Genomic DNA, 25,805 nt, shown 5'->3' with positions numbered 1-25,805 from the left:
GGCGAAGTGTCAGCGGCACTGCGTTTTGACAATATCGGCAAGGTGTTTCCCGGCGTGCGCGCGCTCGACGGCATTTCGTTCGACGTGCACGCGGGCGAGGTGCACGGCCTGATGGGCGAGAACGGCGCGGGCAAGTCGACGCTGCTGAAGATTCTCGGCGGCGAATATCAGCCCGATGCGGGCAGCGTGCTGGTCGACGGCCGGCCCGTGCATTTCGCGAATGCGGCCGCGTCGATCGCGGCCGGCATCGCGGTGATCCACCAGGAGCTGCAGTACGTGCCCGACCTGACGGTCACGGAGAACCTGCTGCTCGGCCGGCTGCCGAACGCGTTCGGCTGGGTGAGGAAGGGCGGCGCGAAGCGCCACGTGCGCGAGCGGCTCGCCGCGATGGGCGTCGATCTCGATCCCGATGCGAAGCTCGGCAAGCTGTCGATCGCGCAGCGGCAGATGGTCGAGATCTGCAAGGCGCTGATGCGCAATGCGCGCGTGATCGCGCTCGACGAACCGACCAGCTCGCTGTCGCATCGCGAGACCGAGGTGCTGTTCAAGCTCGTCGACGACCTGCGCGCCGACGGCCGCGCGCTGATCTACATCTCGCACCGGATGGACGAGATCTACCGGCTGTGCGACGCGTGCACGATCTTCCGCGACGGCCGCAAGATCGCGTCGCACGCCACGCTCGCCGACGTGCCGCGCGAGCGCCTCGTCGCGGAGATGGTCGGGCGCGAGATCGCCGACATCTATCACTACGCGCCGCGCGCGCTCGGCGACGTGCGGCTCGCGGTCGACGGCATCGAGGGCGACGCGCTGCGCGCGCCGGCCAGCTTCGACGTGCGCGCGGGCGAGATCGTCGGCTTCTTCGGCCTCGTCGGCGCGGGCCGCAGCGAGCTGATGCGGCTCGTCTACGGCGCGGACCGCAAGCGCGCGGGCACGCTCGCGCTCGACGGCGCGCGCATCGACGTGAAGCGCACCGGCGACGCGATTCGCCACGGCATCGTGCTGTGCCCGGAAGACCGCAAGGAGGAAGGGATCATCGCGATGGCGTCGGTCGCGGAGAACATCAACATCAGTTGCCGCCGGCACTCGCTGCGCGCCGGGCTGTTCATCGACCGCAAGACGGAAAGCGACACCGCCGACCGCTTCATCCAGCGGCTGAAGATCAAGACGCCGAGCCGCCGCCAGAAGATCCGCTTCCTGTCGGGCGGCAACCAGCAGAAGGCGATCCTGTCGCGCTGGCTTGCCGAGCCCGACCTGAAGGTCGTGATCCTCGACGAGCCGACGCGCGGCATCGACGTCGGCGCGAAGCATGAAATCTACGACGTGATCTACCGGCTCGCGGAGCGCGGCTGCGCGATCGTGATGGTGTCGTCGGAGCTGCCGGAAGTGCTCGGCGTGTCCGACCGCATCGTCGTGATGCGCGAAGGGCGCATCGCGGGCGAGCTGCCGCGCGCGCAGGCAAGCGAGCATGCGGTGCTGAGCCTCGCGCTGCCGCAGGCAAGCGCCGCGCACGCGGCCTGAACCACCAGGACAACCGATTCGACCACGCGCGGCGCCGATGCGCCGCGCGATGCAGGAGCAGGAGACATGACCATGCAAGTCAGAGAAAACCTCGCCGGCGCGGCTGTAAAACAGGCCGCCGACGCACCGGCGCCGCAGCCCGCCGACCGCCAGACGTGGTGGCAGCAGCTTGCCGACTACAGCCTGATCGCGATCTTCGCGGTGATGTTCGTGACGATGTCGCTGACCGTCGATCACTTCTTCTCGATCGACAACATGCTCGGCCTCGCGCTGTCGATCTCGCAGATCGGCATGGTCGCGTGCACGATGATGTTCTGTCTCGCGTCGCGCGATTTCGACCTGTCGATCGGCTCGACCGTCGCGTTCTCGGGCGTGCTGTGCGCGATGGTGCTGAACGCGACCGACAACACGTTCGTCGCGATCGTCGCCGCGGTGGCGGCGGGCGCGGCGATCGGCTTCGTCAACGGCGCGGTGATCGCGTACCTGCGCATCAACGCGCTGATCACGACGCTCGCGACGATGGAGATCGTGCGCGGGCTCGGCTTCATCGTGTCGAAGGGGCAGGCGGTCGGCGTGTCGTCGGATACCTTCATCGCGCTCGGCGGCTTGTCGCTGTTCGGCATCTCGCTGCCGATCTGGGTCACGCTGCTGTGCTTCGTCGTGTTCGGCGTGCTGCTGAACCAGACCGTGTACGGCCGCAACACGCTCGCGATCGGCGGCAACCCGGAAGCGTCGCGGCTCGCGGGGATCAACGTCGAGCGCACCCGCGTGGTGATCTTCCTGATCCAGGGCGCGGTGACCGCGCTCGCCGGCGTGATCCTCGCGTCGCGCATCACGTCGGGCCAGCCGAACGCCGCGCAGGGCTTCGAGCTGAACGTGATTTCCGCGTGCGTGCTCGGCGGCGTGTCGCTGCTCGGCGGCCGCGCGACGATCTCGGGCGTCGTGATCGGCGTGCTGATCATGGGCACCGTCGAGAACGTGATGAACCTGCTGAACATCGACGCGTTCTATCAGTACTTGGTGCGCGGCGCGATCCTGCTCGCGGCCGTGCTGCTCGACCAGCTGAAGAACCGCGGCGGGCGCGACTGATCCACCGGAGGCGAACCGCATGACCATCGATACTTCCGCGAACGATCCGCGCTACGCGCGCTACCCGAGCCTCGCCGACCGCGCGGTGCTGATCACCGGCGGCGCGACCGGCATCGGCGCCGCGTTCGTCGAGCATTTCGTCGCGCAGGATGCGCGCGTCGCGTTCGTCGATCTCGACGCCGCGGCGGGCCGCGCGCTCGCCGAGCGCCTGGCGCCTGCGCGCCATGCGCCGCTGTTCATCGAATGCGACCTCACCGACGTCGCCGCGCTGCGCCGTGCGATCGACGCGATCCGCGCGCGGATCGGCGCGATCGCGGTGCTCGTCAACAATGCGGCGAACGACGTGCGCCACGCGATCGGCGACGTGACGCCCGAATCGTTCGACGCGGGCATCGCGGTGAACCTGCGTCACCAGTTCTTCGCCGCGCAGGCCGTGATCGACGACATGAAGCAGCAGGGCGGCGGCGCGATCATCAACCTCGGCTCGATCAGCTGGATGCTGAAGAACGGCGGCTATCCGGTGTACGTGACCGCGAAGGCCGCCGTGCAGGGGCTCACGCGCGGCCTCGCGCGCGATCTCGGCCCGTTCGGCATCCGCGTCAATTCGCTGGTGCCCGGCTGGGTGATGACCGACAAGCAGCGGCGGCTGTGGCTCGACGACGCGGGCCGCGCGTCGATCAAGGCCGGCCAGTGCCTCGACGCGGAGCTGCTGCCCGCCGATCTCGCGCGCATGGCGCTGTTCCTCGCGGCCGACGACAGCCGGATGATCACCGCGCAGGACGTGATCGTCGACGGCGGCTGGGCCTGAGCCGCCGCCGCGCGATGCGAACCGACACCTCGATGCAGAACGATGCAGGAGCGCCCGTCATGACCGCCACTTCCTCGCGCGCGTCGTCATCGCCGACGACGACGCAATCGCGCCGCGCGCGCCTCGCCGCCGCCGCGCAGCCGGTCAGCGCCGGCCCGCAGACCGCCGCGTTCGCGCAGGGCGCCGGCGCGTCGCATGCACGCGCCGTCACGCTGTCGAACGCGGCGCTGCGGCTCGACGTGCTGCCGCATCTGGGCGGCGGCATCGCGCGCTTCGACTGGCGCGGCGACGGCGGCGCGCTGACGCCGGTGTTCCGCCGCTGCGAGCGGCCCGATGCGGCGACCGATCCGAACGAGCTCGCGTGCTACCCGCTGCTGCCTTACTCGAACCGGATCGGCGGCGCGCGCTTCGAATGCGACGGCCGCAGCGTCGCGGTGCCGCGCAACCGCCGCGACGAGCCGCTGCCGATCCACGGCGACGGCTGGCTCGCGCGCTGGCAGGTCGACGAGGCGACCGACACGCTGCTGCAGCTGTCGCTCGATCACGGCCACGGTGCGCCATATGCATTCCGCGCGACGCAGACCTTCATGCTCGACGACGCCACGCTGTCGATCGCGCTGACGATCGAGAACGCCGGCCGCGCGCGGTTGCCGTTCGGGCTCGGCGTGCATCCGTTCCTGGTGCGCGACGACGCGACCGAGCTGGCGGCCGCGGCCGGCGGGCTGTGGCTGTCGGGCGCGGATTTCCTGCCGGTGCGGCACGTGAGCGTGCCGCCGGCCTGGCAGTTCGGCGTCGCGTATCCGCTGCCGGCCGCGCTGGTCAACCATGCGTTCACCGGCTGGGGCGGCCACGCGACGGTGAGCTGGCCGCGCCGCGGGCTGATGCTGACGGTCGCGGCCGATGCCGACGCGTACGTGCTGTATACGCCGCCGGGCGAGGATTTCTTCTGCTTCGAGCCGGTCGATCATCCGATCAATGCGGTGAACCTGCCGGGCGGCGCGGCTGCGCACGGGATGACGCTGCTCGCGCCCGGCGAGCGGCTCGCGCGGCGCTTCGCGTTCACCGTCGGGCGCAACGATGCGCGCGGCGAGGGCCCCGCGCGCGAAAGCCGGCGGCGACGCGGGTAAAATACGCGGTCTACCAACGGTTTGCCGCGAGTACCCGCCATGTCTTCCCCGCTTACTTTCATCGAATCGCTGCGCGCCGCGTGGCAGCGCACCAATTCGCTGCTGTGCGTCGGCCTCGATCCCGAGCCGTCGCGCTTCCCCGCGCAGTTCGACGGCCAGCCCGACGCGATCTTCGAGTTCTGCCGGCAGATCGTCGACGCGACCGCCCCGTACGCGAGCGCGTTCAAGCCGCAGATCGCCTACTTCGCCGCGCATCGCGCGGAAGACCAGCTCGAGCGGCTGATCGCGCACATCCACCTGCAGCATCCGGGCCTGCCGGTGATCCTCGATGCGAAGCGCGGCGACATCGGCAGCACCGCCGAGCAGTACGCCCGCGAAGCGTTCGAGCGCTACCGCGCGGACGCGGTGACGGTGAACCCGTACATGGGCTTCGATTCGGTCGAGCCTTACTTCGAGCACGACGGCAAGGGCGTGATCGTGCTGTGCCGCACGTCGAACCCGGGCGGCTCGGACCTGCAGTTCCTCGAGACGAACGGCCGCCCGCTGTACCAGGTGGTCGCCGATCTCGCCGCGAACAAGTGGAACGCGAAGAACGGCCAGCTCGGCCTCGTCGTCGGCGCGACCTTCCCGAAGGAAATCGAGATCGTGCGCGGGATCGTCGGCGACATGCCGCTGCTGATCCCCGGCATCGGCGCGCAGGGCGGCGACGTGCAGGCGACCGTCAGCGCGGGCCGCACCGCCGACGGCACCGGGATGATGATCAACTCGTCGCGCGCGATCCTGTACGCGAGCAAGGACGAGGACTTCGCCGAAGCCGCGGCGCTCGCCGCGCAGAAGACCCGCGACACGATCAACGCGCATCGTTGAGCGGGGCGGGCGGGCCGACGCATCGACTTCGCGCGTCGAGCCGCCCGTTTCAATTCCCCCGTCGCTGCGGCCGGCCTGCGGGCGAGGCCGTCACCCCGCCTTCCCGGGCCGCCGCGCGCGCATGACGCGCGCGGACAACTTCCCGTCGCATCCGCATCGCACGTTCGCACGGCAATCGCGCGAAGCTGCCGCTTGTCATCGATCCGTCACGAAAATGTCAAGAAAGGAGCCGACGCCATGCCCATGCTGCCCCGACGTCTTCTGGCCGCGCTTGCCGCGTCCATGTCCCTCACGTTTGCCCATGCGGCCGAGCTCGCGCACTGGCCGGCCGACAGCGCGAAGGCGCTGAACGCGATGATCGCCGCGCACGCGCATCGCGGCGACTACGCGGTGTTCGACGCCGACAACACGACCTACCGCAATGACCTCGAGGAATCGCTGCTGCCGTATCTCGAGCAGCGCGGCGTGCTGACGCGCGACACGCTCGACGCGTCGCTGAAGCTGATCCCGTTCAAGGATTCGCCCGAGTACAAGGAATCGCTGACGAGCTACTACTACCGGCTCTGCGAGATCGACGACCTCGTCTGCTATCCGTGGATCGCGCAGGCGTTCGCCGGGCTGTCGCTCGCCGAGCTGAAGCGGCACATCGACGCGATGCTCGCCGACGGCCGGCCGATCCCGATCCGCTACTGGCAGGGCGACAAGGTCGCCGACGGCACGGTGAACCCGCCGCGCTTCTTCCGCGGGATGCAGGAGCTGTACAACGCGCTGCACGAGAACGGCATCGACGTATACGTGATGACGGCCGCGCACGAGGAGCTCGCGCGGCTCGTGCTGTCCGATCCGAAGTACGGCTACAACGTGAAGCCCGACCACGTGATCGGCGTGACCACGCTGCTGCGCAACCCGGCGACCGGCGCGCTGACGACGTCGCGGCTGCAGATCAAGGCCGGCAAGTACGACGAGGCGGCGAACCGTAATCTCGTGATCACGCCGTTCCTGATGAACCCGATGACGTGGTACGAAGGCAAGCTCGGCTCGATCGTCGGCTGGATCGACCAGTGGAAGAAGCCGGTGCTCGTCGCGGGCGATACGCCGACGTCGGACGGCTACATGCTGCTGAACGCGACGGACGTCGCGCGCGGCGGCGTGCGGGTGTGGGTGAACAAGAAAGACAGGCAGATGACGCAGATCCGCGCGTGGTCGGACGAATCGGCCGCGAAGCAGAAGGCGCTCGGCCTGCCCGTGACGGCCGACAAGAACTGGATCGTCGTGAAGCCCGACGCGATTCAGTAAGCGCCGCCGCGCGTCAGCCTTCGCGTTCGTCGAGCAGCTTCAGCAGCCCGCGCAGCGCATGCGCGGCTGCCTGCGTGCGGATCTGCTCGCGATCGCCCTTGAACACGAGCGTCTCGGCATCGGTATGCAGCCGGTTGCTCCACGCGAACGACACGGTGCCGACCGGCTTCTTCTCGCTGCCGCCCGCGGGGCCGGCGATGCCGGTGACCGCGAGCGACACCTGCGCGCGGCTGTTGCGCAGCGCGCCTTCGGCCATCGCGCGCGCGACCGGCTCGCTGACGGCGCCGTGCTTGTCGATCAGCTCGGCCGGCACGCCGATCATCTCGCTCTTGGCCTGGTTCGAATACGTGACGAAACCGCGCTCGAACCACTGGCTGCTGCCGGAAATGTCGGTGACCGCCGCGGCGATCATCCCGCCCGTGCAGGATTCGGCGGTGGCGAGCAGCAGGTGCTCGTCGCGCAGCTTGTTGCCGGCGCGGATCGCGAGCTGATGGACGACGGAATCGGTTGGCATGCGGATCGGAAGAACGGAAGTCGGAAGGGCCGGCCCGGCAGGGTCAGCCGGCGAACGATCGCCACAGCGCGATCACGAGCAGCGACATGAACGCGGCGATCAGGTCGTCGGCCATGATGCCGAGGCCGTCCTTCAGGCGGCGCTCGACGTAGCGGATCGGCGGCGGCTTCAGCATGTCGAAGAAGCGGAACGCGACGAACGCCCAGAGCTGGCCGACGAAGGTCGCCGGCGTGACGAACAGCATCACGATCCAGATCGCGACGATCTCGTCCCAGACGACCGGGCCCGGATCGGCGTTGCCCATCTTCTTCGCGGTGAAACCGGTGAGCCAGATGCCGCCGGCGAACGCGGCGGCGATCAGCGCCCACCATTCGGGCACCGTCAGGTAGCGGTTCAGCGCGACGAACGTCAGCCAGCCGAACAGCGTGCCGAACGTGCCGGGCATGAACGGCGCGAGCCCGCTGCCGAACCCGAGCGACAGGATGTGCGCGGGATGCGACAGCATGAAGCGCAGGGTGGCGCGCTGCGGCGCGTGCTGCGTTGCGCCGCCGGCTTCGGCCACGGCGCGCGGGGGCGTCGGGTCAGTCTGCATGGAAGTGGTCGAAACCGTGCAACGTGAGTGCAAGGGGCGCGCCGGCGGCGTCGCGCCACGCGATCGCGGGCCGCTCCGACGGCGCGGACAAGCTTCGTATTGTACCGATTCGCGTGACCGCGACGCCCGCCTGCCGGCCGGCTGCCTCGACCGCCGCGCGGGCGGCCGAGGGTGCGGTGAAGCACAGCTCGTAGTCGTCGCCGCCCGCGAGCGCGCAGCGCCGCTGCACGTCCGGCGGCAGCGTCGCGAGCGCGGCCGAGCGGGGCACCGCGTCCGCGTCGATGTCCGCGCACACGCGCGAGCTGGCGAGGATGTGCTGCAGGTCGCCCGCGAGGCCGTCGGAAATGTCGAGCGCCGCGTGCGCGACGCCCGCGAGCGCGAGCCCGAGCGCGACGCGCGGCTCGGGGCGCTCGAGCGCGGCCCGGAACGCGGCCGCTTCGGGCGCGCCGGCCGTCCATTCGCCGCGCGCGACGCCGAGCCCGGCCCGCGCGTCGCCGAGGGTGCCGGACACCCAGACGTCGTCGCCGTCGCGCGCGGCATCGCGTCGCAGCACGGCGTCGGGCGAGACTTCGCCGAACACGGTCACGCACAGGTTCAGCGGCCCGCTCGTGGTATCGCCGCCGATCAGCTCGCAGCCGAACCGGTCGGCGAGCGCGAACAAGCCGTCACTGAACGCCGCGAGCCATGCCTCGTCCGCGCGCGGCAGCGCGCACGCGAGCGTGAACGCGCGCGGCTCGGCACCCATCGCGGCCAGGTCGGACAGGTTGACCGCGAGCGTCTTGTGGCCGAGCGCGTGCGGCGCGACGTCGGGGAAGAAGTGGCGGCCTTCGACCAGCATGTCCGTCGAAATGGCGAACAATTTTCCGGAACGTGGTGCGATCAGCGCGCAATCGTCGCCGATTCCGAGTGTCGCGGCACGCGCTCCCCGGGCCGCGCGGCGCGCGAAGAAGCGGTCGATCAGGGAGAATTCGGACAGGGCGGCTGGCACGGCGGACGGACCCGAGGCGGTTGGAGTGAACGGCATTGTACGAGCCGAACGGCGGCGTTCCTGCACCGTTCAGTACATTTTTGTCGCGGCTGTTGCACCCGAATCGCCATTTTGGAGCCATCGAATGGCGCTACAATGCGTCGACTAGTTATTCTAATCCGCTCGTCACGAGACACATGTCCACTCAAGCCTCCTCCAAAGCCAAGCTCCGCGAAGCCGCCCTCGACTATCACGAATTCCCGACCCCCGGAAAGGTCGCCATTGCGCCGACCAAGCAGATGATCAACCAGCGCGATCTGGCGCTCGCCTATTCGCCGGGCGTCGCGTTCGCGTGCGAGGAGATCGTCGAGAATCCGCTCAACGCGGCCCGCTTCACCGCGCGCAGCAACCTGGTCGGCGTCGTCACGAACGGCACCGCGGTGCTCGGCCTCGGCAACATCGGCCCGCTCGCGTCGAAGCCGGTGATGGAAGGCAAGGCCGTGCTGTTCAAGAAGTTCGCCGGTATCGACGTGTTCGACATCGAGCTGAACGAAACCGACCCGCACAAGCTGGTCGACGTGATCGCCGCGCTCGAGCCGACCTTCGGCGGCATCAACCTGGAAGACATCAAGGCGCCGGACTGCTTCATCGTCGAGCGCGAAGCCCGCAAGCGGATGAAGATCCCGGTGTTCCACGATGACCAGCACGGCACCGCGATCGTCGTTGCCGCGGCCGTCACCAACGGCCTGAAGGTGGTCGGCAAGGACATCAAGAAGGTCAAGCTCGTCGCATCCGGCGCAGGCGCGGCCGCGCTCGCGTGTCTCGACCTGCTCGTCGACATCGGCTTGCCGCTCGAGAACATCACGGTGACCGACCTGGCCGGCGTCGTATACAAGGGCCGCGCCGAGCTGATGGATCCGGACAAGGAGCGTTTCGCGCGCGAAACCGAAGCCCGCACGCTCGCCGAAGTGATCGACGGCGCGGACATCTTCCTCGGCCTGTCGGCTGCCGGCGTGCTGAAGCAGGAGATGGTCAAGGGCATGGCGGAGCGCCCGCTGATCCTCGCGCTCGCGAACCCGACCCCGGAAATCCTGCCGGAACTCGCGCTCGAAGTGCGCCCGGACGCGGTGCTCGCGACCGGCCGCACCGACTATCCGAACCAGGTCAACAACGTCCTGTGCTTCCCGTTCATCTTCCGCGGCGCGCTCGACGTCGGCGCGACGACGATCACGCGTGAAATGGAGATCGCGGCCGTCAATGCGATCGCCGAACTCGCGCAGCAGGAGCAGAGCGATATCGTCGCGACCGCGTACGGCATCCAGGACCTGTCGTTCGGGCCCGAATACCTGATTCCGAAGCCGTTCGACCCGCGCCTGATCGTGAAGATCGCGCCGGCCGTTGCGCAGGCCGCGATGGACGGCGGCGTCGCGACGCGTCCGATCGAGGACATGGAGGCGTACAGGGTTCACCTGCAGCAGTTCGTGTACCACAGCGGCACGACGATGAAGCCGATCTTCCAGCTCGCGCGCAGCGTGGCGGAGGAGAAGAAGCGCGTCGTGTTCGCGGAAGGCGAGGAAGAGCGCGTGTTGCGCGCTGTCCAGATCGTCGTCGACGAAAAGCTCGCGAAGCCGATCCTGATCGGCCGCCCGGCCGTGATCGAGCACCGCATCCAGCGCTATGGCCTGCGCCTGACGCCGGGCGTCGATTTCACGGTCGTCAACACCGAGCACGACGAGCGCTACCGCGAGTTCTGGCAGGACTACGCGAAGATGATGGCGCGCAAGGGCATCAGCGAGCAGCTCGCGCGCGTCGAGATGCGCCGCCGCACCACGTTGATCGGCGCGATGATGGTGAAGAAGGGCGAGGCGGACGGGATGATCTGCGGCACGATCAGCACGACGCACCGCCACCTGCACTTCATCGACCAGGTGATCGGCAAGCGCCCGGGCTGCAGCGTGTACGCGGCGATGAACGGCCTCGTGCTGCCGGGCCGCCAGATCTTCCTGGTCGACACGCACGTGAACGTCGATCCGACCCCGGAGCAGCTCGCCGAGATCACGATCATGGCGGCGGAAGAAGTGCGCCGCTTCGGCATCGAGCCGAAGGTCGCGCTGCTGTCGCACTCGAACTTCGGCACGAGCAACGCACCTTCGGCGCAGAAGATGCGCGATACGCTCGCGATCCTGCGGGAACGCGCGCCGGAGCTGAAGGTCGACGGCGAAATGCACGGCGACGTCGCGCTCGACGCGGCGCTGCGCAAGGAAATCCTGCCGGATTCGACGCTCGAGGGCGACGCGAACCTGCTGGTCCTGCCGAACATCGACGCCGCGAACATCGCGTACAACCTGCTGAAGACGGCCGCGGGCAACAACATCGCGATCGGGCCGATCCTGCTGGGCGCCGCCCAGCCGGTGCACGTGCTGACCGAATCGGCGACGGTGCGCCGGATCGTCAACATGGCCGCGCTGCTGGTTGCCGACGTGAACGCGACGCGTTAAGACGCGTTAGGCGAATTTGTAAATAAAAGAAAAAAATGGCGTGCCCGCAACGGGCACGCCATCGGGCAGGGCGCAAACGCGCTTCCCCTAAGCAACAGCAGCATCTCTCCACTCCAGTAGCGAAGCGTGGCAAGGAGGCAGGTCTTGCCATGCGAGAGATGCCGCCGGCATTTTATCCTGAACAAGATAAAATTGGCTAGAAGTCGGTAAGAATTTCCCGGATCGTGGCGCGGCGTAGCTTTCGATACCCAAACGAACATTGATTCGCGCGGACAATAGCGCTACGCTAACGCCTTCGTTGGTCGTCAACTACTTGATTTAACAGCGGGAACCCTGGTTCATGGCACGCAAGTGGCTCCGCAACGGCGCGCTCGCGTCCGTCTTCGCGATGTTCGCGATGGGTATCGTCGGCACGCCGACGGGCAGTCTGGTTTCCGCCGCCTACGCACGGGGGGCCGTCTCGGCCGACGTGGCCGCCGGCGGGCTCGACACCGTCCCGACCGCCCGTCTTCCGCGCGAGGCCGTGACCACGCTCGGCCTGATCGCCGCCGGCGGCCCCTATCCGTACGAGAAAGACGGCGTCGTGTTCGGCAACCGCGAGCGGATCCTGCCGAAGGCGAAGCGCGGCTTCTACCATGAATACACCGTGCCGACTCCGCGCGCGCGCAATCGCGGCGCCCGCCGGATCGTGTGCGGCGGGCCGCTGCGTCGGGTCGACAATTGTTATTACACGGACGACCACTACAGCAGTTTTAAACGCATTGTTGATTGATTACGGGATGAACGGCATGAGCGACACTATCTACACGCACGACACGGCGTCGGCGGCGGATCTGTTCGCGGCCGGCGACGGCAATCTGTTTCAGCGCGTCATGCAGATGCGCGCGACGGCACAGGCCGGCGACGCGCCGTCGGAGCAGGACACCAGCCCCGGGCTTTCATCGAACGAGGAGCCTATGAGCCTTTTCACGACCGTGCGACCCAATCTCGTGCAGTCGATCCGCGCGTTCCGCGTGCAGGATCTCGCCGACGAAGCCGGCCGGCTCGGCCAGCATTTCCTGTATGCGTACTGCGGCGCCGCGCAGTCGAAGCAGGAAGTGATGGAAACGATCGCGACGTCGTTCCTGTTCCCGAAGCACTTCGGCAAGAACTACGACGCGCTGTACGACTGCCTGACCGATCTCGTCGCGAAGGCGGGCGCGCAGCCGGGCTTCGTGATCGTGCTCGAAGGGTTGCCGATCGCGCAGAAGTTCGACAAGGAAGGCCGCGAGACGCTGCTCGACGTGTTCCGCGAAGCGGCCGAGTTCTGGGCCGAGCGCAAGGTCGCGTTCCGCGTGTTCTATTCGTTCGCGTAACGCGCGAGCCCGCCGGCCCATCGGGCCGGCACACCCGGCCAAGCAGAAGACGCCCGCCTCGAGCGGGCTTTTTTGCGCCCGCGCGCCGTCCGGCTCGACCGGGCTTTCATCGTGCACGCATTTCCCGGACAATCCTGGCCAACCTGGCCGCGGTGCCTGCCGCGCGCCGGGCGCACAAGACAATTCATCCGAGAGAGGGCCGTTTTCCCATGACGATTTCCCGTTCCGCGCGCGGTTGCGCGCGTGTTCCGTTCATCCGCGCCGCGTGCGCGGCCGTGCTGTCCTCGCTTGTCCTTACCGGCGCCGTGCACGCCGCGCCGCTTACGCCCGAGCAGACCGTCGACCTGTACCTCGGCATGTTCGTCAACGGCGACGCATCGAAGGCCGTGCAATACAACGACGCGGTGCGCGCGCGCTATGACGGCAAGGATTCGCTGGACACCGACGCGATCGCGCATCTCGGCGACGCGATGCACAAGGAGATGGCCGACGGGATGCTGTCCCGGATGCCGCCGAAGACGCGCCCGGCGCTGCGCGCACCGGTCGACGCGATGGTCGGGGCGTACCTGCGTGCGCTCCACCGCACGCAGTGCAAGTCGACCGGTTCGACCCAGGCGCCGAACGAATACATCGAAGGCGAGTCGATCGCGACCGTCTCGTTCGAATGCCAGGTCGCGGACGTGGAACCGGGCGCGAAGGCGCTGCAGGCGAAGATGGGCAATCCGCGCCCGAAGGGCGACAAGGCGTGGATCGCCGCCTTCACGACGATGTTCTCGGGCATGGCGCGCGTGTTCGACGAAGCGCCGCCGAGCCGCACGGTGTCGTCGAAGTTCGACGTCTACGGGAGCAACGGAGAAGGCTGGATCAATGGCCGGCCGGGCGAGGTGCTGTCGCCCGTCGTCGATGCGCTGGTGGACGCGATTCCGGTACCCGGCGCGGCGAAGTAACGCGCGGCGGGCTCGACGATCGAATGGGCGGGGCACACGATGATCCGCTTCAGACGGGCTTCGCTCGTGTTCGCGGCTGCGCTTGCGGGGAGCGGCTGCGCGTTCGCGAGCGATGCCGCAACTGTACCGGCCGGCGTCGAGGTCGCGCCGCACGAGGATGGCGCGCTCGCACGCCTGCTCGCCGAGCTGCACATGCGCGCGACGCCCGCCCAGTATGCGGCCGATGCGATACACGCGTCGCCTGCGCTGGCCGCGGCATGCGAGACGTCCTCCGTGATCGACATCGAGCCGATGAACGCGGCGACATTCCGCCCGTGAGTCGGGAGCCTGCGCCGTCCGCAAAACCCACTCGCGCTCAACAGATGATCGTCGGCAGGTGCTTTGCTTGTCAGCCTGCTCGCATATCACCACCCGCCCCAGCGCGCCGCCAGCGCCGCCAGCACCGCCGCGCCGGCCGTCTCCGTGCGCAGCACGCGCGGCCCGAGCGACAGCGCGGTGAACCCGCGCGCGCGCGCCGCGTTCTCCTCGTCGGGCGACAGCCCGCCTTCCGGGCCGATCAGCAGCGTGACGTTCGCCGCGGGCGGCGCATCGGGCAGCGACGCGAACGGGATGCTCGCGCGCGGCGACAGCAGCAGCCGCAGCTCGCCGTCGGCCGGCGCGGCCGGCAGCGCGTCGAGCCACGCGTCGAAGCCGCGCACCGGCGCAACCTCCGGCACGCGGTTGCGCCCGCACTGTTCGCACGACGCGCGCACGACGCCGCGCCAGTGCGCGACGCGCTTCTCCGCGCGTTCGCCCGCCAGCCGCACGACGCCGCGCGACGTCGACAGCGGCACGACCGCCGCGACGCCGAGCTCGACGGCCTTCTCGATCACCCAGTCCATCTTGTCGCCGCCGGCGATGCCCTGCGCGAGCGTCACGCGATAAGGCGGCTCCGCTTCGGTCGGCTCGAACGCGCCGAGCTGCGCGATCGCGTTGCGCTTGTCGATCTCGACCAGCCGCGCGCGGTACTGGCCGCCCGTGCCGTCGAACAGCGCGAGCGTGTCGCCCGGCTGCAGCCGCAGCACCTGCGCATGGCGCGCGACATCGGCGGGCAGCGTGAGCATCGCGTCGGCGCGCAGCGCCGCGTCGACGAAGAAGCGCGGCACGGCCGCGGTGGTCGTGGCTTCGCTCATGCTTCGAGACGGCGCGCGAGCGCCCAGCGGTAACCGTCGAGATCCTCGATCTGCGCGAAGCGATCGCCCCAGAACTGGTTCTGCGGCGCCGTCAGCGATTTCGCGCCGGCATCGAGCGCGCGCTGCCAGGTTGCGTCGACATCGTCCACGTACAGGTAGAACGACTGCGGCGCGGTCGCGCCCGCGCTCTTCGGCGTGCGCGCGGTCGAGCCGAACGCGCCTTCCGGCGCGAACATCACGATCAGCTGGCCGCGATAGACCATCTCGACGTGCATGATCGCGCCGTCCTCGTCGAGCATGTCGCGCAGTTCGAAGCCGAAGGCGGCCTTGAAGAAATCGATCGTCTCGCGTGCGTTGCGCACGGCCAGGTAAGGCGTCAACCAAGGCACGTCGGCCGGACGTGGATCGGTCATGAATATCTCCTGTCGATCGCGGCCGGCGCTTGGCGCGCGGACGCCGATCGGATGCAAGTGCGGGGGAAAAGCGACATGCCGCGACGGCGCGAACGGTCAGCGGCGAACGCCCAGTGTATCGCGCAGCGTGCGCGGCAGCGCGAACAGCGCCGGGTGCAGCCGCGCATCGTAGTAGCGCAACCCTTCGATGCCGCGGCTGGCGAGGCGTTCCTCGACGTCGTGCATGAACAGCGACGCGGCGTCGAGCGTGTCGCTCGCGATCGCCATCAGCCACTGGGAGCCGTACAGCGGTACGTGCGCGGACAACGGATCGACGACCGCGAAGCTCGCGCGCAGGTCGGCGAGCAGCGCGGCGATGCGCGACGCATGGAACACCGGCGAGCCGAGATGCATCGTGATCGCGCCGCACGGCGTCAGGATCCGCTTCAGATGCGTATAGAAGTCGCGCGTATAGAGGCCGGCGGCCGGCGAATCCGGCGGCGTGAGGTCGAACACGACGAGATCGAAATGCTCGACGGTCGACCGGACGAAATGCGCGGCGTCGCCGATCACGACCTCGACGCGCGGATCGTCGAGCGCGCCCTGGTGCACGTCGTCGAGATAGCGGCGCGCCATGCCGACGACTTCGTCGTCGAGCTCCGCGACGACGATCCGCTCGATGCACGCATGCTTGAGCAGCTGGCGCGCGGCGCCGCCGTCGCCGCCGCCGAGCACGAGCGCCTTGCGCGGCGCCGGGTGCGTGAGCGCGGCCGGGTGGGTCATGCACTCGTGATAGATGTACTCGTCGCCGACGGACGTCATCGGCCGGCCGTCGAGCGTGAACAGGCGGCCGAGCTGCGGCGTTTCCCACACCTCGATCTGCTGGTGCGGGGACGCGACGTGCGCGAGCCGCCGCGCATGCGGAAAACCGTAGGCGGAATCGGGCGTCGGGTGGAACAGAAGCGTCGTGCTCACAGGAAGGCCGCGCGGGGCGGGGAGTGCCAACTCCTGAATTATAGAGGGCGGGAAATGCATGGCGGAAGGACGGCGCAAGGGCGGCGAGAAGCTTGACGGAAATCCGGGCCCGAACACCGGCCGCCGGGAAGGGAAATGTCAGCCATTCTGTTAAAATGACAGGCTTTGCTGCCCTGTCCGTCGGCTCCATCAGCCTCGCCTCCGTCTGGCGCCGCACTGCGCGCCGGGAGCGGCCGGCCCGCGAGCTTCCGGATACCGCACGTGCCCCGTTTTCTCGACTCGATCTCCGGACTCGACATGACGACTTCGTCTCCCGCCTCCACCACCCTGATGGCCAACGCGATCCGCGCGCTCGCGATGGACGCCGTCCAGCAAGCGAACTCCGGCCACCCCGGCATGCCGATGGGCATGGCCGAAATCGGCGTCGCGCTCTGGTCGCGCCACCTGAAGCACAACCCGGCAAACCCGCACTGGTCGGACCGTGACCGCTTCGTGCTGTCGAACGGCCATGGCTCGATGCTGCTGTACGCGCTGCTGCACCTGACCGGCTACGACCTGCCGATGGAAGAGCTGAAGAACTTCCGCCAGTTGCACTCGAAGACGCCGGGCCACCCGGAGTACGGCATCACGCCGGGCGTCGAGACGACGACGGGCCCGCTCGGCCAGGGTCTCGCGAACGCGGTCGGCATGGCGCTCGGCGAAGCGCTGATGGCCGCCGAGTTCAACCGCGACGGCGCGAAGATCGTCGATCACCATACGTACGTGTTCCTCGGCGACGGCTGCCTGATGGAAGGCATCTCGCACGAGGCCTGCTCGCTGGCCGGCACGCTGAAGCTGAACAAGCTGATCGCGCTGTACGACGACAACGGCATCTCGATCGACGGCGACGTAGTCAACTGGTTCCACGACGACACCCCGAAGCGTTTCGAGGCGTACGGCTGGAACGTGATCCCGAACGTGAACGGCCATGACGTCGACGCGGTCGATGCGGCGATCGCGAAGGCGAAGCTGTCGGACAAGCCGACGATCATCTGCTGCAAGACCGTGATCGGCCAGGGCGCGGCGACCAAGGCGGGTGGCCACGACGTGCACGGCGCCGCGCTCGGCGCGGAAGAAATCGCGAAGACGCGCGAGGCGCTCGGCTGGACCTGGGCGCCGTTCGTGATTCCGCAGGAAGTCTATGCGGCGTGGGACGCGAAGGAAGCCGGCAAGCGTGCCGAAACCGAATGGGATGCGACGTTCGCGCAATATCGTGCGAAGTTCCCGGCGGAAGCGGCCGAATTCGAGCGCCGGATGGCCAACAAGCTGCCTGCCGACTGGGCGGAGAAGGCGAAGGCGATCATCGCCGGCGCGAACGAGCGCGCCGAGACGGTGGCGACCCGCAAGGCGTCGCAGCAGGCGATCGAAGGGCTGGCCGCCGCGCTGCCGGAGCTGCTCGGCGGCTCGGCCGACCTGACCGGCTCGAACCTGACCAACTGGAAGGCATCGAAGGCCGTCCGCGCGAATCCGGAAGGCCCGGGCGTCAAGCTGGGCAACCACATCAACTACGGCGTGCGCGAATTCGGCATGAGCGCCGCGATCAACGGCCTCGCGCTGCACGGCGGCCACAAGCCGTTCGGCGGCACGTTCCTGACGTTCTCCGACTACAGCCGCAACGCGCTGCGCGTCGCCGCGCTGATGAAGGTGCCGTCGATCTTCGTGTTCACGCACGACTCGATCGGCCTCGGCGAGGACGGCCCGACGCACCAGTCGATCGAGCACGTGTCGAGCCTGCGCCTGATCCCGAACCACGACGTGTGGCGTCCGGCCGACACGGTCGAAACGGCCGTCGCGTGGACCCACGCCGTCGCCGCGGATCGTCCGTCGAGCCTGATCTTCAGCCGCCAGAACCTCGCGTTCAACCCGCGCACCGATTCGCAGATCGCGAACATCGAGAAGGGCGGCTACGTGCTGAAGGACTGGGACGAGGAAATCGTCGCGCGCAAGATCATCCTGATCGCGACGGGCTCGGAAGTCGAACTCGCGATGAAGGCCGTCGAGCCGCTCGCACAGCAGGGCATCGCGGCGCGCGTCGTGTCGATGCCGGCGACCACCGTGTTCGACCGCCAGGACGCCGAGTATCGCGAGCGCGTGCTGCCGCACGGCGTGCGCCGCGTTGCGATCGAAGCGGGCGTGACGAGCTTCTGGCACAAGTACGTCGGCCTGGAAGGCGGCGTGGTCGGGATCGACACGTTCGGCGAATCGGCGCCGGCCGGCGTGCTGTTCAAGCACTTCGGCTTCACCGTCGACAAGGTCGTCGAGACGGCCAAGGCCGTGCTGGCCTAAAAGGCTTATTCGCGGCGCGCGCGTCCCCACGCGCGCGCCGCACCGTGAAGCTGCACGAAACGAATTTTTTCAGCCATCAGGAGATAGACCATGACGATCCGCGTCGCAATCAACGGCTACGGCCGCATCGGCCGCAATACGCTGCGCGCGTTCTATGAAAACGGCAAGAAGCACGATCTCGAGATCGTCGCGATCAACGACCTGGGCGATGCGAAGACCAACGCGCACCTGACCCAGTACGACACCGCGCACGGCAAGTTCCCGGGCGAAGTGTCGGTCGACGGCGACTACCTGGTCGTCAACGGCGACAAGATCCGCGTGCTGGCGAACCGCAACCCGGCGGAACTGCCGTGGGGCGAACTGGGCGTTGACGTCGTGATGGAATGCACGGGCTTCTTCACGACCAAGGAAAAGGCGAGCGCGCACCTGAAGGGCGGCGCGAAGAAGGTCATCATCTCGGCGCCGGGCGGCAAGGACGTCGACGCGACGATCGTCTACGGCGTGAACCACAACGTGCTGAAGGCCGAGCACACGGTCATCTCGAACGCATCGTGCACGACGAACTGCCTCGCGCCGCTCGTCAAGCCGCTGAACGACAAGATCGGCCTCGAAACCGGCCTGATGACGACGATCCACGCGTACACGAACGACCAGGTGCTGACGGACGTCTACCACGAAGACCTGCGCCGTGCGCGCTCGGCCACGCACAGCCAGATCCCGACCAAGACGGGCGCGGCTTCGGCGGTTGGCCTCGTGCTGCCGGAACTGAACGGCAAGCTGGACGGCTACGCGATTCGCGTTCCGACCATCAACGTGTCGATCGTCGACCTGTCGTTCATCGCGAAGCGCGATACGACGGTCGAGGAAGTCAACGCGATCATGAAGGAAGCGTCGGAAGGCGCGCTGAAGGGCATCCTCGGCTACAACGACGCGCCGCTGGTGTCGATCGACTTCAACCACAACCCGGCTTCGTCGACGTTCGACGCAACGCTGACCAAGGTGTCGGGCCGTCTCGTCAAGGTGTCGAGCTGGTACGACAACGAGTGGGGCTTCTCGAACCGCATGCTGGATACGGCAGTCGCATTCGCGAACGCGAAGTAATCCCGCACGTTGCGCGGCCGCCGCAAGGCGGCGCGCGGCGAACCAACCCGGTCCGGTTCTTCCGGCCGGGTTTTTTATTGCCGCGATCATTGCCGCGATTGCGCGGCCACCTGCTCGACCGCGTCGACGAACGCGCGCTTGAGCGGGCTGTCGAGATCGGTCCATGCGAGGCCGATGCCGCTGCGGTGCCCGGCGAGATCGAGCGGCCGCGCGAGCACGTTCGGCGGCAGCGCGCTCGCCGCTTCCGCCGGGATCAGCCCGATCCCCATTCCCGCCGCGACGAGCGCGAGCATCGTCGTGAATTCGCCGAACTCCTGCGCGATCTCGAGCGTCGTGCCGGCGCGGCTCAGCGCGAGCAGCATGTCGTCGTGGAAGCCCGGCGCATAGCGGCGCGCCAGCACGAATGCCGGATGGCCGCGCAGGTCGGCCGGCGAGATCGCGTCGCGCGCGGCGAGCGGATGCCCGGGCGGCAGCGCGACGACGAAGCCCTCCTCGAGCACCACCCGCGTGTCGATGCCCGCATACGCGGCCGGCAGCCGGATCATCCCGAAGTCGATGCGGCGCTCGCGCAGCGCCGCGACCTGGTCGGGCGTCGGCATGTCCTTCAGTTCGACCGTGATCAGCGGGTAACGCGCGCGCATCTCGCGCAGGACCGCCGGCAGCAGCACCGGCAGCACCGACGACACGAACGCGAGGCGCAGCGTGCCGATCTCGCCGCGGCTCGACAGCCGCGCGATCTGCTCGGCCCGCGCGGCCTGCTGCAGCGTGGCACGCGCCTCCGGCAGGAACACCCGCCCGGTGTCGCTCAATTCGACCTTGTGCCGGTCGCGTTCGAACAGCCGCGCGTCGAGTTCTGCCTCGAGCGACTTGATCTGCATGCTCAGCGCGGGCTGCACGATGAACAGGCGCTGCGCGGCGCGCCCGAAGTGCAGTTCTTCCGCGAGGGTGACGAAGGCGCGCAGTTGCTTGAGTTCCATGGGCGGCGGAATCCGGTGATCAGATTCCATGATAACCACATCAAAAAAGACCATTGGCGCGAGGCCCCGCCGAGCGCCGAAGATAGGATCGACGCGAGACCGTCCGCGATGGGCGGCCGGCTCGACCGGCACGAGGAGACAGACATGACGAACGCGCTTGACCGGTTCCGCCTCGACGGCCGCCGCGCGCTGATCACCGGATCGGGGCGCGGGATCGGGCTGACGCTCGCCCGAGGCCTGGCCGAAGCGGGGGCGGCGATCGTCATCAACGATCGCAATGACGACAAGGCCGCTGCGCTCGCGCGGCACTTTCGCGACGAAGGCTTCGCGGCCGACCACGCGGTGTTCGACGTGACCGACCACGGCCAGGTGCGCGCGGCGATCGACGACGTCGAGGCGCGGGTTGGCGCGATCGACATCCTCGTGAACAATGCGGGCATCCAGCGCCGCGCGCCGCTCGACGCGTTCGACCCCGACGACTGGCATGCGCTGATGCGCGTGAACCTCGACGGCGTGTTCAATGTCGCGCAGGCGGTCGCGCGCCACATGATCGCGCGCGGGCGCGGCAAGATCATCAATATTTGCTCGGTGCAGAGCGAGCTCGCGCGGCCGTCGATCGCGCCGTATGCGGCCACCAAGGGCGCGGTGCGGATGCTGACGAAGGGCATGTGCGCGGATTGGGCGCGCCACGGCATCCAGGCCAACGGCCTCGCGCCCGGCTATTTCGAAACCGAGCTGAACCGCGCGCTGGTCGACGATCCGGCGTTTTCCGACTGGCTGTGCAAGCGCACGCCGGCCGGCCGCTGGGGGCGCGTCGACGAGCTGTGCGGCGCGGCGATCTTTCTCGCGTCGGCGGCGTCCGATTTCGTGAACGGCCAGACGCTGTTCGTCGACGGCGGTTTGACGAGCGCCGTCTAAGGAGCATTCAGATGCGTATGCGTTGCATGTGTCTCGTGATCCATGGGCCGAACGACCTGCGGCTCGAGGAGCAGGATGCGGGCGAGATCGGCCCGGGCCAGGTGCGGGTCGACGTCGCGATGGGCGGCATCTGCGGGTCCGACCTGCACTACTTCCGGCACGGCGGCTTCGGCGCGGTGCGCCTGCAGCAGCCGATGGTGCTCGGCCACGAGGTGGCCGGCACGGTTGCCGCGGTCGCGCCGGACGTGACGTCGGTGCAGATCGGCGACCGCGTCGCCGTCAACCCGAGCCGGCCGTGCGGCGCGTGCCGCTATTGCCTCGAGGGCCTGCCGAACCATTGCCTCGACATGCGCTTCTACGGCAGCGCGATGCGGATGCCGCACGTGCAGGGCGCGTTCCGCAATGCGCTGGTGTGCGATGCGCGCCAGTGCGTGAAGGTCGCGGACCCCGTGCCGCTGTCGCTCGCCGCGCTCGCGGAGCCGTTCGCGGTGGGGCTGCACGCGGTGTCGCGCGCCGGCCCGCTGATCGGCCGCCGCGTGCTCGTGTCCGGTTGCGGGCCGATCGGCGCGCTCGCGGTGGCGGCCGCCCGCGCGCATGGCGCGGCGGAAGTGGTCGCGACCGATGTGGTCGACGAGCCGCTCGCGATTGCGCGCGCGCTCGGCGCCGATCGCACGATCAACGCGGCGACCGATACGGAATGGGTGGCGCGCTACGGCGCGGACAAGGGCACGTTCGACGTGATGATCGAATGCTCGGGCAATGCGCAGGCATTGCGCGACGGGCTCGACGTGATGCGCCCGCGCGGCGTGGTCGTGCAGCTCGGGCTCGGCGGCGACGTGAGCCTGCCGCAGAACGTCGTCGTGGCGAAGGAACTGTCGATCTGCGGCTCGTTCCGCTTCCATGCGGAGTTCGCGCTGGCCGTGGAACTGATCAATGCAGGGCGCGTCGACCTGCGGCCGGCCGTGACCGGGGTGTTCCCGATGCGCGACGCGAGCCGCGCGTTCGAACTCGCGGGCGACCGGCGGCGCGCGATGAAGGTGCTGATCGATTTCGCGGACGACGCCGCGTGACGCCGGCGGGGCGGGCGGGTGGCCGGGCCGCCCCGTCCGGTTCCGCACGATTGCGCGACAGGGTGCGCCGTGCCGGCGGGCGTCGCGCTACTGCGCCGCCTGCCTGGCGCCGATACGCTGCGACGCAAGCCAGAGCGCGATCAGCACGCCCGCCAGCACCGCCCCCGCGGTGCAGACGCCGCGCCATCCGTCGACGCTGAACGCAACGCTCGCCGCGAACGAACCGAGTGCGCCGCCGACGAAATAGCTCGTCAGGTAGATCGTCGTCACACGGCTGCGCGCGTCGCCGGCCAGCGCGTAGATCACACTCTGGTTCGAGATGTGCATCCCTTGCACGCCGACGTCGAGCAGCAGGATCCCGGCAATCAGCGCCGCGAGCGAGTGCGCGCCGGCCGCGATCAGCGCGAACGACGCGAGCACCGCGGCGCCGAACAGCCCCGTCGCCGCATTGCCGTGCCCGCGGTCGACGAGCCGCCCGGCCGAGGTTGCCGCGAGCGCGCCCACCGCGCCGACGATGCCGAACAGGCCGATCCGGCCTTCCGTATAGCCGTACGGCGGCTGGCTGAGCAGGAACGTAAGGCCCGTCCACAACAAGCTGAAGCACGCGAACACCAGCGCGCCGTACGCGGAGCGCAGTGCAATCAGCGGCTGCGCGCGCACCAGCGCGACGAGCGACTTCATCAGCGCCGCGTAGTCGAGGCGCGCATCGCGGCGATCCTTCGGCAGCTTCACGGCGAGCACGGCGGCCAGCGCCAGCACCATCGCCGCGGCGATGCCGTACACCGCGCGCCAGCCGAGCCAGTCGGCGAGCGCGCCGGCCGCGACGCGCGCGAGCAGGATCCCGAGCAGCAGCCCGCTCATCACCGTGCCGACCGCGCGGCCGCGCGTGCGCGCGTCGGCGAGCGACGCGGCGAACGGCACCAGCAGCTGCGTCGAGCAGGTGACGAAGCCCAGCGCGACATTCGCGGCGACGAACATCGCGAAGTTCGTGCTGAACGCGACGGCGACGAGCGCGACGACGTTGAGCACGAGCAGCCGCACGATCAGCGTGTGGCGGTTGAGCGCGTCGCCGAGCGGCACGATCAGCAGCAGGCTCGCCGCATAGCCGAGCTGCGTCAGCGTGACGAGGTAGCCGAGTTCGGCCGGCGCGCGGCCGAAGCTGCGCGCGATCGCGGCGAGCAGCGGCTGCGCGTAGTAGATGTTGCCGATGACGATGCCGCATGCGCAGGCGAACAGCAGCGTCATCGCGCGGGTCAGGGGAGGGTGGGTGTCGTGGTGCGGTGTCATGGTCGCGAAGGACAAGCGGCGCCGGCCGGCGGCGTCGGGCCGCCGGTTGCGCGGGGTTGAGGGAATCGGGGCCGGCGGCGACGGTCGGTGACCGGGCCGGTGCGGCGACAGGCGTGCCGCGCCGGAGTGGACGTGCGTATGATGCGGGAGCCGAACCATAGCGTCCAAGACTGGCTCATTATGGTATTCATTGGTCAATCCAATACCTGAACCGCGATGCTTCTCCGCCATATCCGCTATTTCCTGGCCGTCGCCGAGCAGCGCAACTTCACGCGCGCGGCGGACGCGCTGCACGTGTCGCAGCCGACGCTGTCGCAGCAGGTGCGCCAGCTCGAGGACATGCTCGGCGTGCAGCTGTTCGACCGCTCGGGCCGCACGGTGCGGCTCACCGAATTCGGCGAGGTCTATGCGCGCCATGCGCGCGCGGCGCTGCATGAACTCGAGACGGGGCAGCGCGCGCTGCACGACGTCGCCGATCTGGGCAGCGGTTCGCTGCGGCTCGCGATGACGCCGACGTTCGCGGCCTACCTGAGCGGCTCGCTCGTCGACGCGTTTCATGCCGACTATCCGAACATCGCGCTGACGATCGACGCGATGCCGCAGGAGCGCATCGAGGCGCTGCTCGCCGACGACGCGCTCGACGCGGGCTTCGCGTTCGTGCCGGCGCGCGCGCCGGACATCGACGCGCTGCCGCTGTGGAACGAGTCGCTCGCGCTCGTGACGGGCCGCACGCACCGCCTCGCGCGGCGCCGCCGCGCGCTGACGCCGGCCGAGCTCGGCGGCGAGCCGCTGGTGCTGTTGAGCCGCGCGTTCGCGACGCGCGAGAGCATCGACCGGTATTTCATCGAGCATGACGCACGGCCGCGGATCGCGATCGAGACGAACACGGTCAGCGCGGTGCTGGAACTGGTCCGGCGCGGCCGGCTCGCGACGGTGCTGCCCGACGCGATCGCGCGCGAGAGCGGCGAGCTGTGCGCGCTGGAGATCGATCCGCCGCTGCCGACGCGCACGGCCGCGCTGCTCACGCGCAAGGGCGCGTACCGCAGCGTCGCGGCGCGCGCGTTCATCGAGCGCGCGCTCGCGTATCGCGATCCGTCGGGAGATTGACCGGTACGACCGGGCGGCGAATGTGCCGGTTGCGGCGACTGCCGCGTGCGCCGGCCGTCAGGCGCCCGGCGTCGGGAAGAACACGCCCGCGCGCTGCGCGGCGTTCGAGATGTGCGCCTCGATCGCCGCGCCGGCGGCGGCCGGGTCGCGCGCGATCAGCGCGTCGACGATCGCGCGGTGCTCGTGCCAGGTCGAGAACAGCAGCTCGCGCCGGTAGAACGGCATCCGCTGGCTTTCCTTCATGATGTCGGCGCTGCTGCGCAGGATCGACTCGATCGCGGCATTGCCGGCCACGTTGACGATCCGCATGTGGAACTCGAAGTCGAGCTGCGACGCGTCGTCGAGCGCGTTCTCGGTCAGCGCGACGTGCAGCTCGGCGAGGTTGTCCTCGAACCACGCGATGTCGTCGTCGGTGACGACGCGCGCGGCCATCCGCGCGGCGAACCCCTCGAGCGCGTAGCGCATCTGGTAGGTGTCGGGCGGCGACGACTGCTCGGCGAAACGCCACGCGTGGCTGGCCGTCGCCTGCGCGCTTTCGACGTAGACGCCCTTGCCCGCGCGGATGCGCAGCATGCCGAGCGCCTCGAGCGTCGACAGCGCCTCGCGCAGCGACGCGCGGCTGATCTCCAGCTCCTCGGAGAGCTGGCGCTGGGCCGGCAGCAGGCTGCCGACCGGATAAACGCCTGTCTCGATCCGGTCGCGGATCGTCGCGATGGCGGCGTCGGTCACGGTGTGCGGAACGTTTTTCATGATGCGAATGATGGCCGGTCTGACCGGCATTGTAATCCGCACGTGCAGGGTGCATCGCCGGCCTACGGGAAAGTCACGATCCGGCCGGTGTTCGGCCCTGCCGAACAGGGCCCGAAGGACCGGGAAATCCCTATTTTGTTCTTTCTTGACGCG

The 25,805-nt window shown here is 69.0% G+C and carries 25 protein-coding genes; 16 read left to right on the top strand and 9 right to left on the bottom strand.

Translation table 11 applies throughout. The annotated features are described in order from the left end of the window. Positions 1–6 precede the first annotated feature (6 nt). From araG to ABFO07_RS16580, 6 genes are all read left to right on the top strand, one after another. Positions 7–1,518, top strand: coding sequence for an L-arabinose ABC transporter ATP-binding protein AraG (gene araG, locus ABFO07_RS16605; protein WP_347467967.1), 1,512 nt, complete (start codon positions 7–9; stop codon positions 1,516–1,518). A gap of 72 nt (positions 1,519–1,590) precedes the next feature. Further along, complete coding sequence (araH, locus tag ABFO07_RS16600; RefSeq protein WP_059564610.1) at positions 1,591–2,607, top strand: L-arabinose ABC transporter permease AraH; 1,017 nt, start codon at positions 1,591–1,593, stop codon at positions 2,605–2,607. A 19-nt stretch (positions 2,608–2,626) separates the two neighbouring features. Next, positions 2,627–3,415, top strand: coding sequence for an SDR family NAD(P)-dependent oxidoreductase (locus ABFO07_RS16595; protein ID WP_059923761.1), 789 nt, complete (start codon positions 2,627–2,629; stop codon positions 3,413–3,415). A 59-nt stretch (positions 3,416–3,474) separates the two neighbouring features. Next, positions 3,475–4,542: an aldose 1-epimerase gene (locus ABFO07_RS16590; protein WP_059923762.1), complete on the top strand. Its 1,068-nt coding sequence runs from the start codon at positions 3,475–3,477 to the stop codon at positions 4,540–4,542. 39 nt (positions 4,543–4,581) lie between these two features. Continuing rightward, a complete protein-coding gene (gene pyrF / locus ABFO07_RS16585; protein ID WP_059809258.1) occupies positions 4,582–5,409 on the top strand; it encodes an orotidine-5'-phosphate decarboxylase in 828 nt (275 codons plus the stop codon). Between the two features lie 237 nt (positions 5,410–5,646). Next, complete coding sequence (locus ABFO07_RS16580) at positions 5,647–6,705, top strand: phosphorylcholine phosphatase (protein WP_059878763.1); 1,059 nt, start codon at positions 5,647–5,649, stop codon at positions 6,703–6,705. Positions 6,706–6,718: 13 nt separating this feature from the next. Here ABFO07_RS16580 and ABFO07_RS16575 read toward each other — a convergent pair whose 3' ends face one another. Genes ABFO07_RS16575 through thiL form a run of 3 tightly spaced genes read right to left on the bottom strand, consistent with a single transcriptional unit; the run spans position 6,719 to position 8,835 of the window. Then, entirely contained in the window at positions 6,719–7,219 is a 501-nt protein-coding gene (locus tag ABFO07_RS16575) for a CinA family protein (RefSeq protein ID WP_059564545.1), read from the bottom strand. A gap of 43 nt (positions 7,220–7,262) precedes the next feature. After that, entirely contained in the window at positions 7,263–7,811 is a 549-nt protein-coding gene (locus ABFO07_RS16570) for a phosphatidylglycerophosphatase A family protein (RefSeq protein WP_059564544.1), read from the bottom strand. Then, positions 7,801–8,835, bottom strand: a complete 1,035-nt coding sequence (thiL, locus tag ABFO07_RS16565) for a thiamine-phosphate kinase (RefSeq protein WP_347467964.1) — start codon at positions 8,833–8,835, stop codon at positions 7,801–7,803. The genes ABFO07_RS16570 and thiL overlap by 11 nt, the downstream gene beginning before the upstream one ends. A 140-nt stretch (positions 8,836–8,975) precedes the next feature. Here thiL and ABFO07_RS16560 point away from each other — a divergent pair, with 140 nt between their 5' ends. The 5 genes from ABFO07_RS16560 (at position 8,976) to ABFO07_RS16540 (ending at position 13,896) form a co-directional block, all read left to right on the top strand. After that, positions 8,976–11,276, top strand: coding sequence for an NADP-dependent malic enzyme (locus tag ABFO07_RS16560; protein WP_059878769.1), 2,301 nt, complete (start codon positions 8,976–8,978; stop codon positions 11,274–11,276). Between the two features lie 340 nt (positions 11,277–11,616). Next, complete coding sequence (locus ABFO07_RS16555) at positions 11,617–12,048, top strand: ribonuclease (RefSeq protein ID WP_059564541.1); 432 nt, start codon at positions 11,617–11,619, stop codon at positions 12,046–12,048. Positions 12,049–12,064: 16 nt separating this feature from the next. Next, positions 12,065–12,631, top strand: a complete 567-nt coding sequence (locus tag ABFO07_RS16550; protein ID WP_059564609.1) for a barstar family protein — start codon at positions 12,065–12,067, stop codon at positions 12,629–12,631. Positions 12,632–12,840: 209 nt separating this feature from the next. After that, a complete protein-coding gene (locus tag ABFO07_RS16545) occupies positions 12,841–13,578 on the top strand; it encodes a hypothetical protein (protein WP_063894157.1) in 738 nt (245 codons plus the stop codon). A gap of 39 nt (positions 13,579–13,617) precedes the next feature. Beyond that, entirely contained in the window at positions 13,618–13,896 is a 279-nt protein-coding gene (locus ABFO07_RS16540; protein WP_059878771.1) for a hypothetical protein, read from the top strand. Between the two features lie 86 nt (positions 13,897–13,982). On the opposite strand, the gene ABFO07_RS16535 is transcribed toward ABFO07_RS16540, so the two are convergent. The 3 genes from ABFO07_RS16535 to speE all read right to left on the bottom strand — a co-directional run bounded on the left by ABFO07_RS16535 (position 13,983) and on the right by speE (position 16,117). After that, positions 13,983–14,750, bottom strand: coding sequence for a 16S rRNA (uracil(1498)-N(3))-methyltransferase (locus tag ABFO07_RS16535; RefSeq protein WP_059889690.1), 768 nt, complete (start codon positions 14,748–14,750; stop codon positions 13,983–13,985). Further along, positions 14,747–15,163 carry a VOC family protein gene (locus ABFO07_RS16530; protein WP_059564608.1) on the bottom strand — a complete coding sequence of 139 codons (417 nt, stop codon included), beginning with the start codon at positions 15,161–15,163 and terminating at the stop codon, positions 14,747–14,749. Before ABFO07_RS16530 ends, ABFO07_RS16535 begins: the two co-directional genes overlap by 4 nt. Before the next feature lie 96 nt (positions 15,164–15,259). After that, positions 15,260–16,117: a polyamine aminopropyltransferase gene (gene speE / locus ABFO07_RS16525; RefSeq protein ID WP_059878777.1), complete on the bottom strand. Its 858-nt coding sequence runs from the start codon at positions 16,115–16,117 to the stop codon at positions 15,260–15,262. A 252-nt stretch (positions 16,118–16,369) separates the two neighbouring features. On the opposite strand from speE, the gene tkt reads away from it, so the two are divergent. Both tkt and gap read left to right on the top strand, forming a co-directional pair. Continuing rightward, complete coding sequence (gene tkt / locus ABFO07_RS16520; protein WP_059878796.1) at positions 16,370–18,442, top strand: transketolase; 2,073 nt, start codon at positions 16,370–16,372, stop codon at positions 18,440–18,442. A gap of 90 nt (positions 18,443–18,532) precedes the next feature. Next, entirely contained in the window at positions 18,533–19,543 is a 1,011-nt protein-coding gene (gap, locus tag ABFO07_RS16515; RefSeq protein ID WP_010091320.1) for a type I glyceraldehyde-3-phosphate dehydrogenase, read from the top strand. A gap of 86 nt (positions 19,544–19,629) precedes the next feature. Here the strand turns inward: gap and ABFO07_RS16510 are convergent, their stop codons facing one another. After that, positions 19,630–20,520, bottom strand: a complete 891-nt coding sequence (locus ABFO07_RS16510; protein WP_059809272.1) for a LysR family transcriptional regulator — start codon at positions 20,518–20,520, stop codon at positions 19,630–19,632. Between the two features lie 144 nt (positions 20,521–20,664). Between ABFO07_RS16510 and ABFO07_RS16505 the strand changes: the two genes are divergently transcribed. Together ABFO07_RS16505 and ABFO07_RS16500 are read left to right on the top strand one after the other, a co-directional pair. Next, entirely contained in the window at positions 20,665–21,438 is a 774-nt protein-coding gene (locus tag ABFO07_RS16505; RefSeq protein WP_059881637.1) for an SDR family NAD(P)-dependent oxidoreductase, read from the top strand. Positions 21,439–21,449: 11 nt separating this feature from the next. Then, positions 21,450–22,508 (top strand): L-idonate 5-dehydrogenase, encoded by a 1,059-nt coding sequence (locus tag ABFO07_RS16500; RefSeq protein ID WP_347467958.1) that lies wholly within the window; start codon positions 21,450–21,452, stop codon positions 22,506–22,508. An 87-nt stretch (positions 22,509–22,595) separates the two neighbouring features. On the opposite strand, the gene ABFO07_RS16495 is transcribed toward ABFO07_RS16500, so the two are convergent. Beyond that, positions 22,596–23,795: an MFS transporter gene (locus tag ABFO07_RS16495; RefSeq protein ID WP_060159877.1), complete on the bottom strand. Its 1,200-nt coding sequence runs from the start codon at positions 23,793–23,795 to the stop codon at positions 22,596–22,598. Positions 23,796–24,011: 216 nt separating this feature from the next. Between ABFO07_RS16495 and cynR the strand changes: the two genes are divergently transcribed. Next, positions 24,012–24,902: a transcriptional regulator CynR gene (gene cynR, locus ABFO07_RS16490; RefSeq protein WP_059564533.1), complete on the top strand. Its 891-nt coding sequence runs from the start codon at positions 24,012–24,014 to the stop codon at positions 24,900–24,902. A 57-nt stretch (positions 24,903–24,959) separates the two neighbouring features. Here cynR and ABFO07_RS16485 read toward each other — a convergent pair whose 3' ends face one another. Continuing rightward, the gene (locus ABFO07_RS16485) at positions 24,960–25,682 is read right to left on the bottom strand and encodes a FadR/GntR family transcriptional regulator (protein ID WP_081059829.1); all 723 of its coding nucleotides are present in this window, start codon (positions 25,680–25,682) and stop codon (positions 24,960–24,962) included. Positions 25,683–25,805 lie beyond the last annotated feature (123 nt).

It is taken from the genome of Burkholderia stagnalis (assembly GCF_039848545.1).
Taxonomy (GTDB): Bacteria; Pseudomonadota; Gammaproteobacteria; order Burkholderiales; family Burkholderiaceae; genus Burkholderia; species Burkholderia stagnalis.
The sequence above is the reverse complement of the archived record's forward strand: the minus strand, read 5'-3'. Positions and strand labels throughout refer to the sequence as shown.

Coding starts and splice junctions, on each gene's coding strand:
- araH (WP_059564610.1), top strand. CDS start 1,591: ATGCAAGTCAGAGAAAACCTCGCCGGCGCGGCTGTAAAACAGGCCGCC.
- ABFO07_RS16595 (WP_059923761.1), top strand. CDS start 2,627: ATGACCATCGATACTTCCGCGAACGATCCGCGCTACGCGCGCTACCCG.
- ABFO07_RS16590 (WP_059923762.1), top strand. CDS start 3,475: ATGACCGCCACTTCCTCGCGCGCGTCGTCATCGCCGACGACGACGCAA.
- pyrF (WP_059809258.1), top strand. CDS start 4,582: ATGTCTTCCCCGCTTACTTTCATCGAATCGCTGCGCGCCGCGTGGCAG.
- ABFO07_RS16580 (WP_059878763.1), top strand. CDS start 5,647: ATGCCCATGCTGCCCCGACGTCTTCTGGCCGCGCTTGCCGCGTCCATG.
- ABFO07_RS16575 (WP_059564545.1), bottom strand. CDS start 7,219: ATGCCAACCGATTCCGTCGTCCATCAGCTCGCGATCCGCGCCGGCAAC.
- ABFO07_RS16570 (WP_059564544.1), bottom strand. CDS start 7,811: ATGCAGACTGACCCGACGCCCCCGCGCGCCGTGGCCGAAGCCGGCGGC.
- thiL (WP_347467964.1), bottom strand. CDS start 8,835: ATGCCGTTCACTCCAACCGCCTCGGGTCCGTCCGCCGTGCCAGCCGCC.
- ABFO07_RS16560 (WP_059878769.1), top strand. CDS start 8,976: ATGTCCACTCAAGCCTCCTCCAAAGCCAAGCTCCGCGAAGCCGCCCTC.
- ABFO07_RS16555 (WP_059564541.1), top strand. CDS start 11,617: ATGGCACGCAAGTGGCTCCGCAACGGCGCGCTCGCGTCCGTCTTCGCG.
- ABFO07_RS16550 (WP_059564609.1), top strand. CDS start 12,065: ATGAGCGACACTATCTACACGCACGACACGGCGTCGGCGGCGGATCTG.
- ABFO07_RS16545 (WP_063894157.1), top strand. CDS start 12,841: ATGACGATTTCCCGTTCCGCGCGCGGTTGCGCGCGTGTTCCGTTCATC.
- ABFO07_RS16540 (WP_059878771.1), top strand. CDS start 13,618: ATGATCCGCTTCAGACGGGCTTCGCTCGTGTTCGCGGCTGCGCTTGCG.
- ABFO07_RS16535 (WP_059889690.1), bottom strand. CDS start 14,750: ATGAGCGAAGCCACGACCACCGCGGCCGTGCCGCGCTTCTTCGTCGAC.
- ABFO07_RS16530 (WP_059564608.1), bottom strand. CDS start 15,163: ATGACCGATCCACGTCCGGCCGACGTGCCTTGGTTGACGCCTTACCTG.
- gap (WP_010091320.1), top strand. CDS start 18,533: ATGACGATCCGCGTCGCAATCAACGGCTACGGCCGCATCGGCCGCAAT.
- ABFO07_RS16510 (WP_059809272.1), bottom strand. CDS start 20,520: ATGGAACTCAAGCAACTGCGCGCCTTCGTCACCCTCGCGGAAGAACTG.
- ABFO07_RS16505 (WP_059881637.1), top strand. CDS start 20,665: ATGACGAACGCGCTTGACCGGTTCCGCCTCGACGGCCGCCGCGCGCTG.
- ABFO07_RS16500 (WP_347467958.1), top strand. CDS start 21,450: ATGCGTATGCGTTGCATGTGTCTCGTGATCCATGGGCCGAACGACCTG.
- ABFO07_RS16495 (WP_060159877.1), bottom strand. CDS start 23,795: ATGACACCGCACCACGACACCCACCCTCCCCTGACCCGCGCGATGACG.
- cynR (WP_059564533.1), top strand. CDS start 24,012: ATGCTTCTCCGCCATATCCGCTATTTCCTGGCCGTCGCCGAGCAGCGC.
- ABFO07_RS16485 (WP_081059829.1), bottom strand. CDS start 25,682: ATGCCGGTCAGACCGGCCATCATTCGCATCATGAAAAACGTTCCGCAC.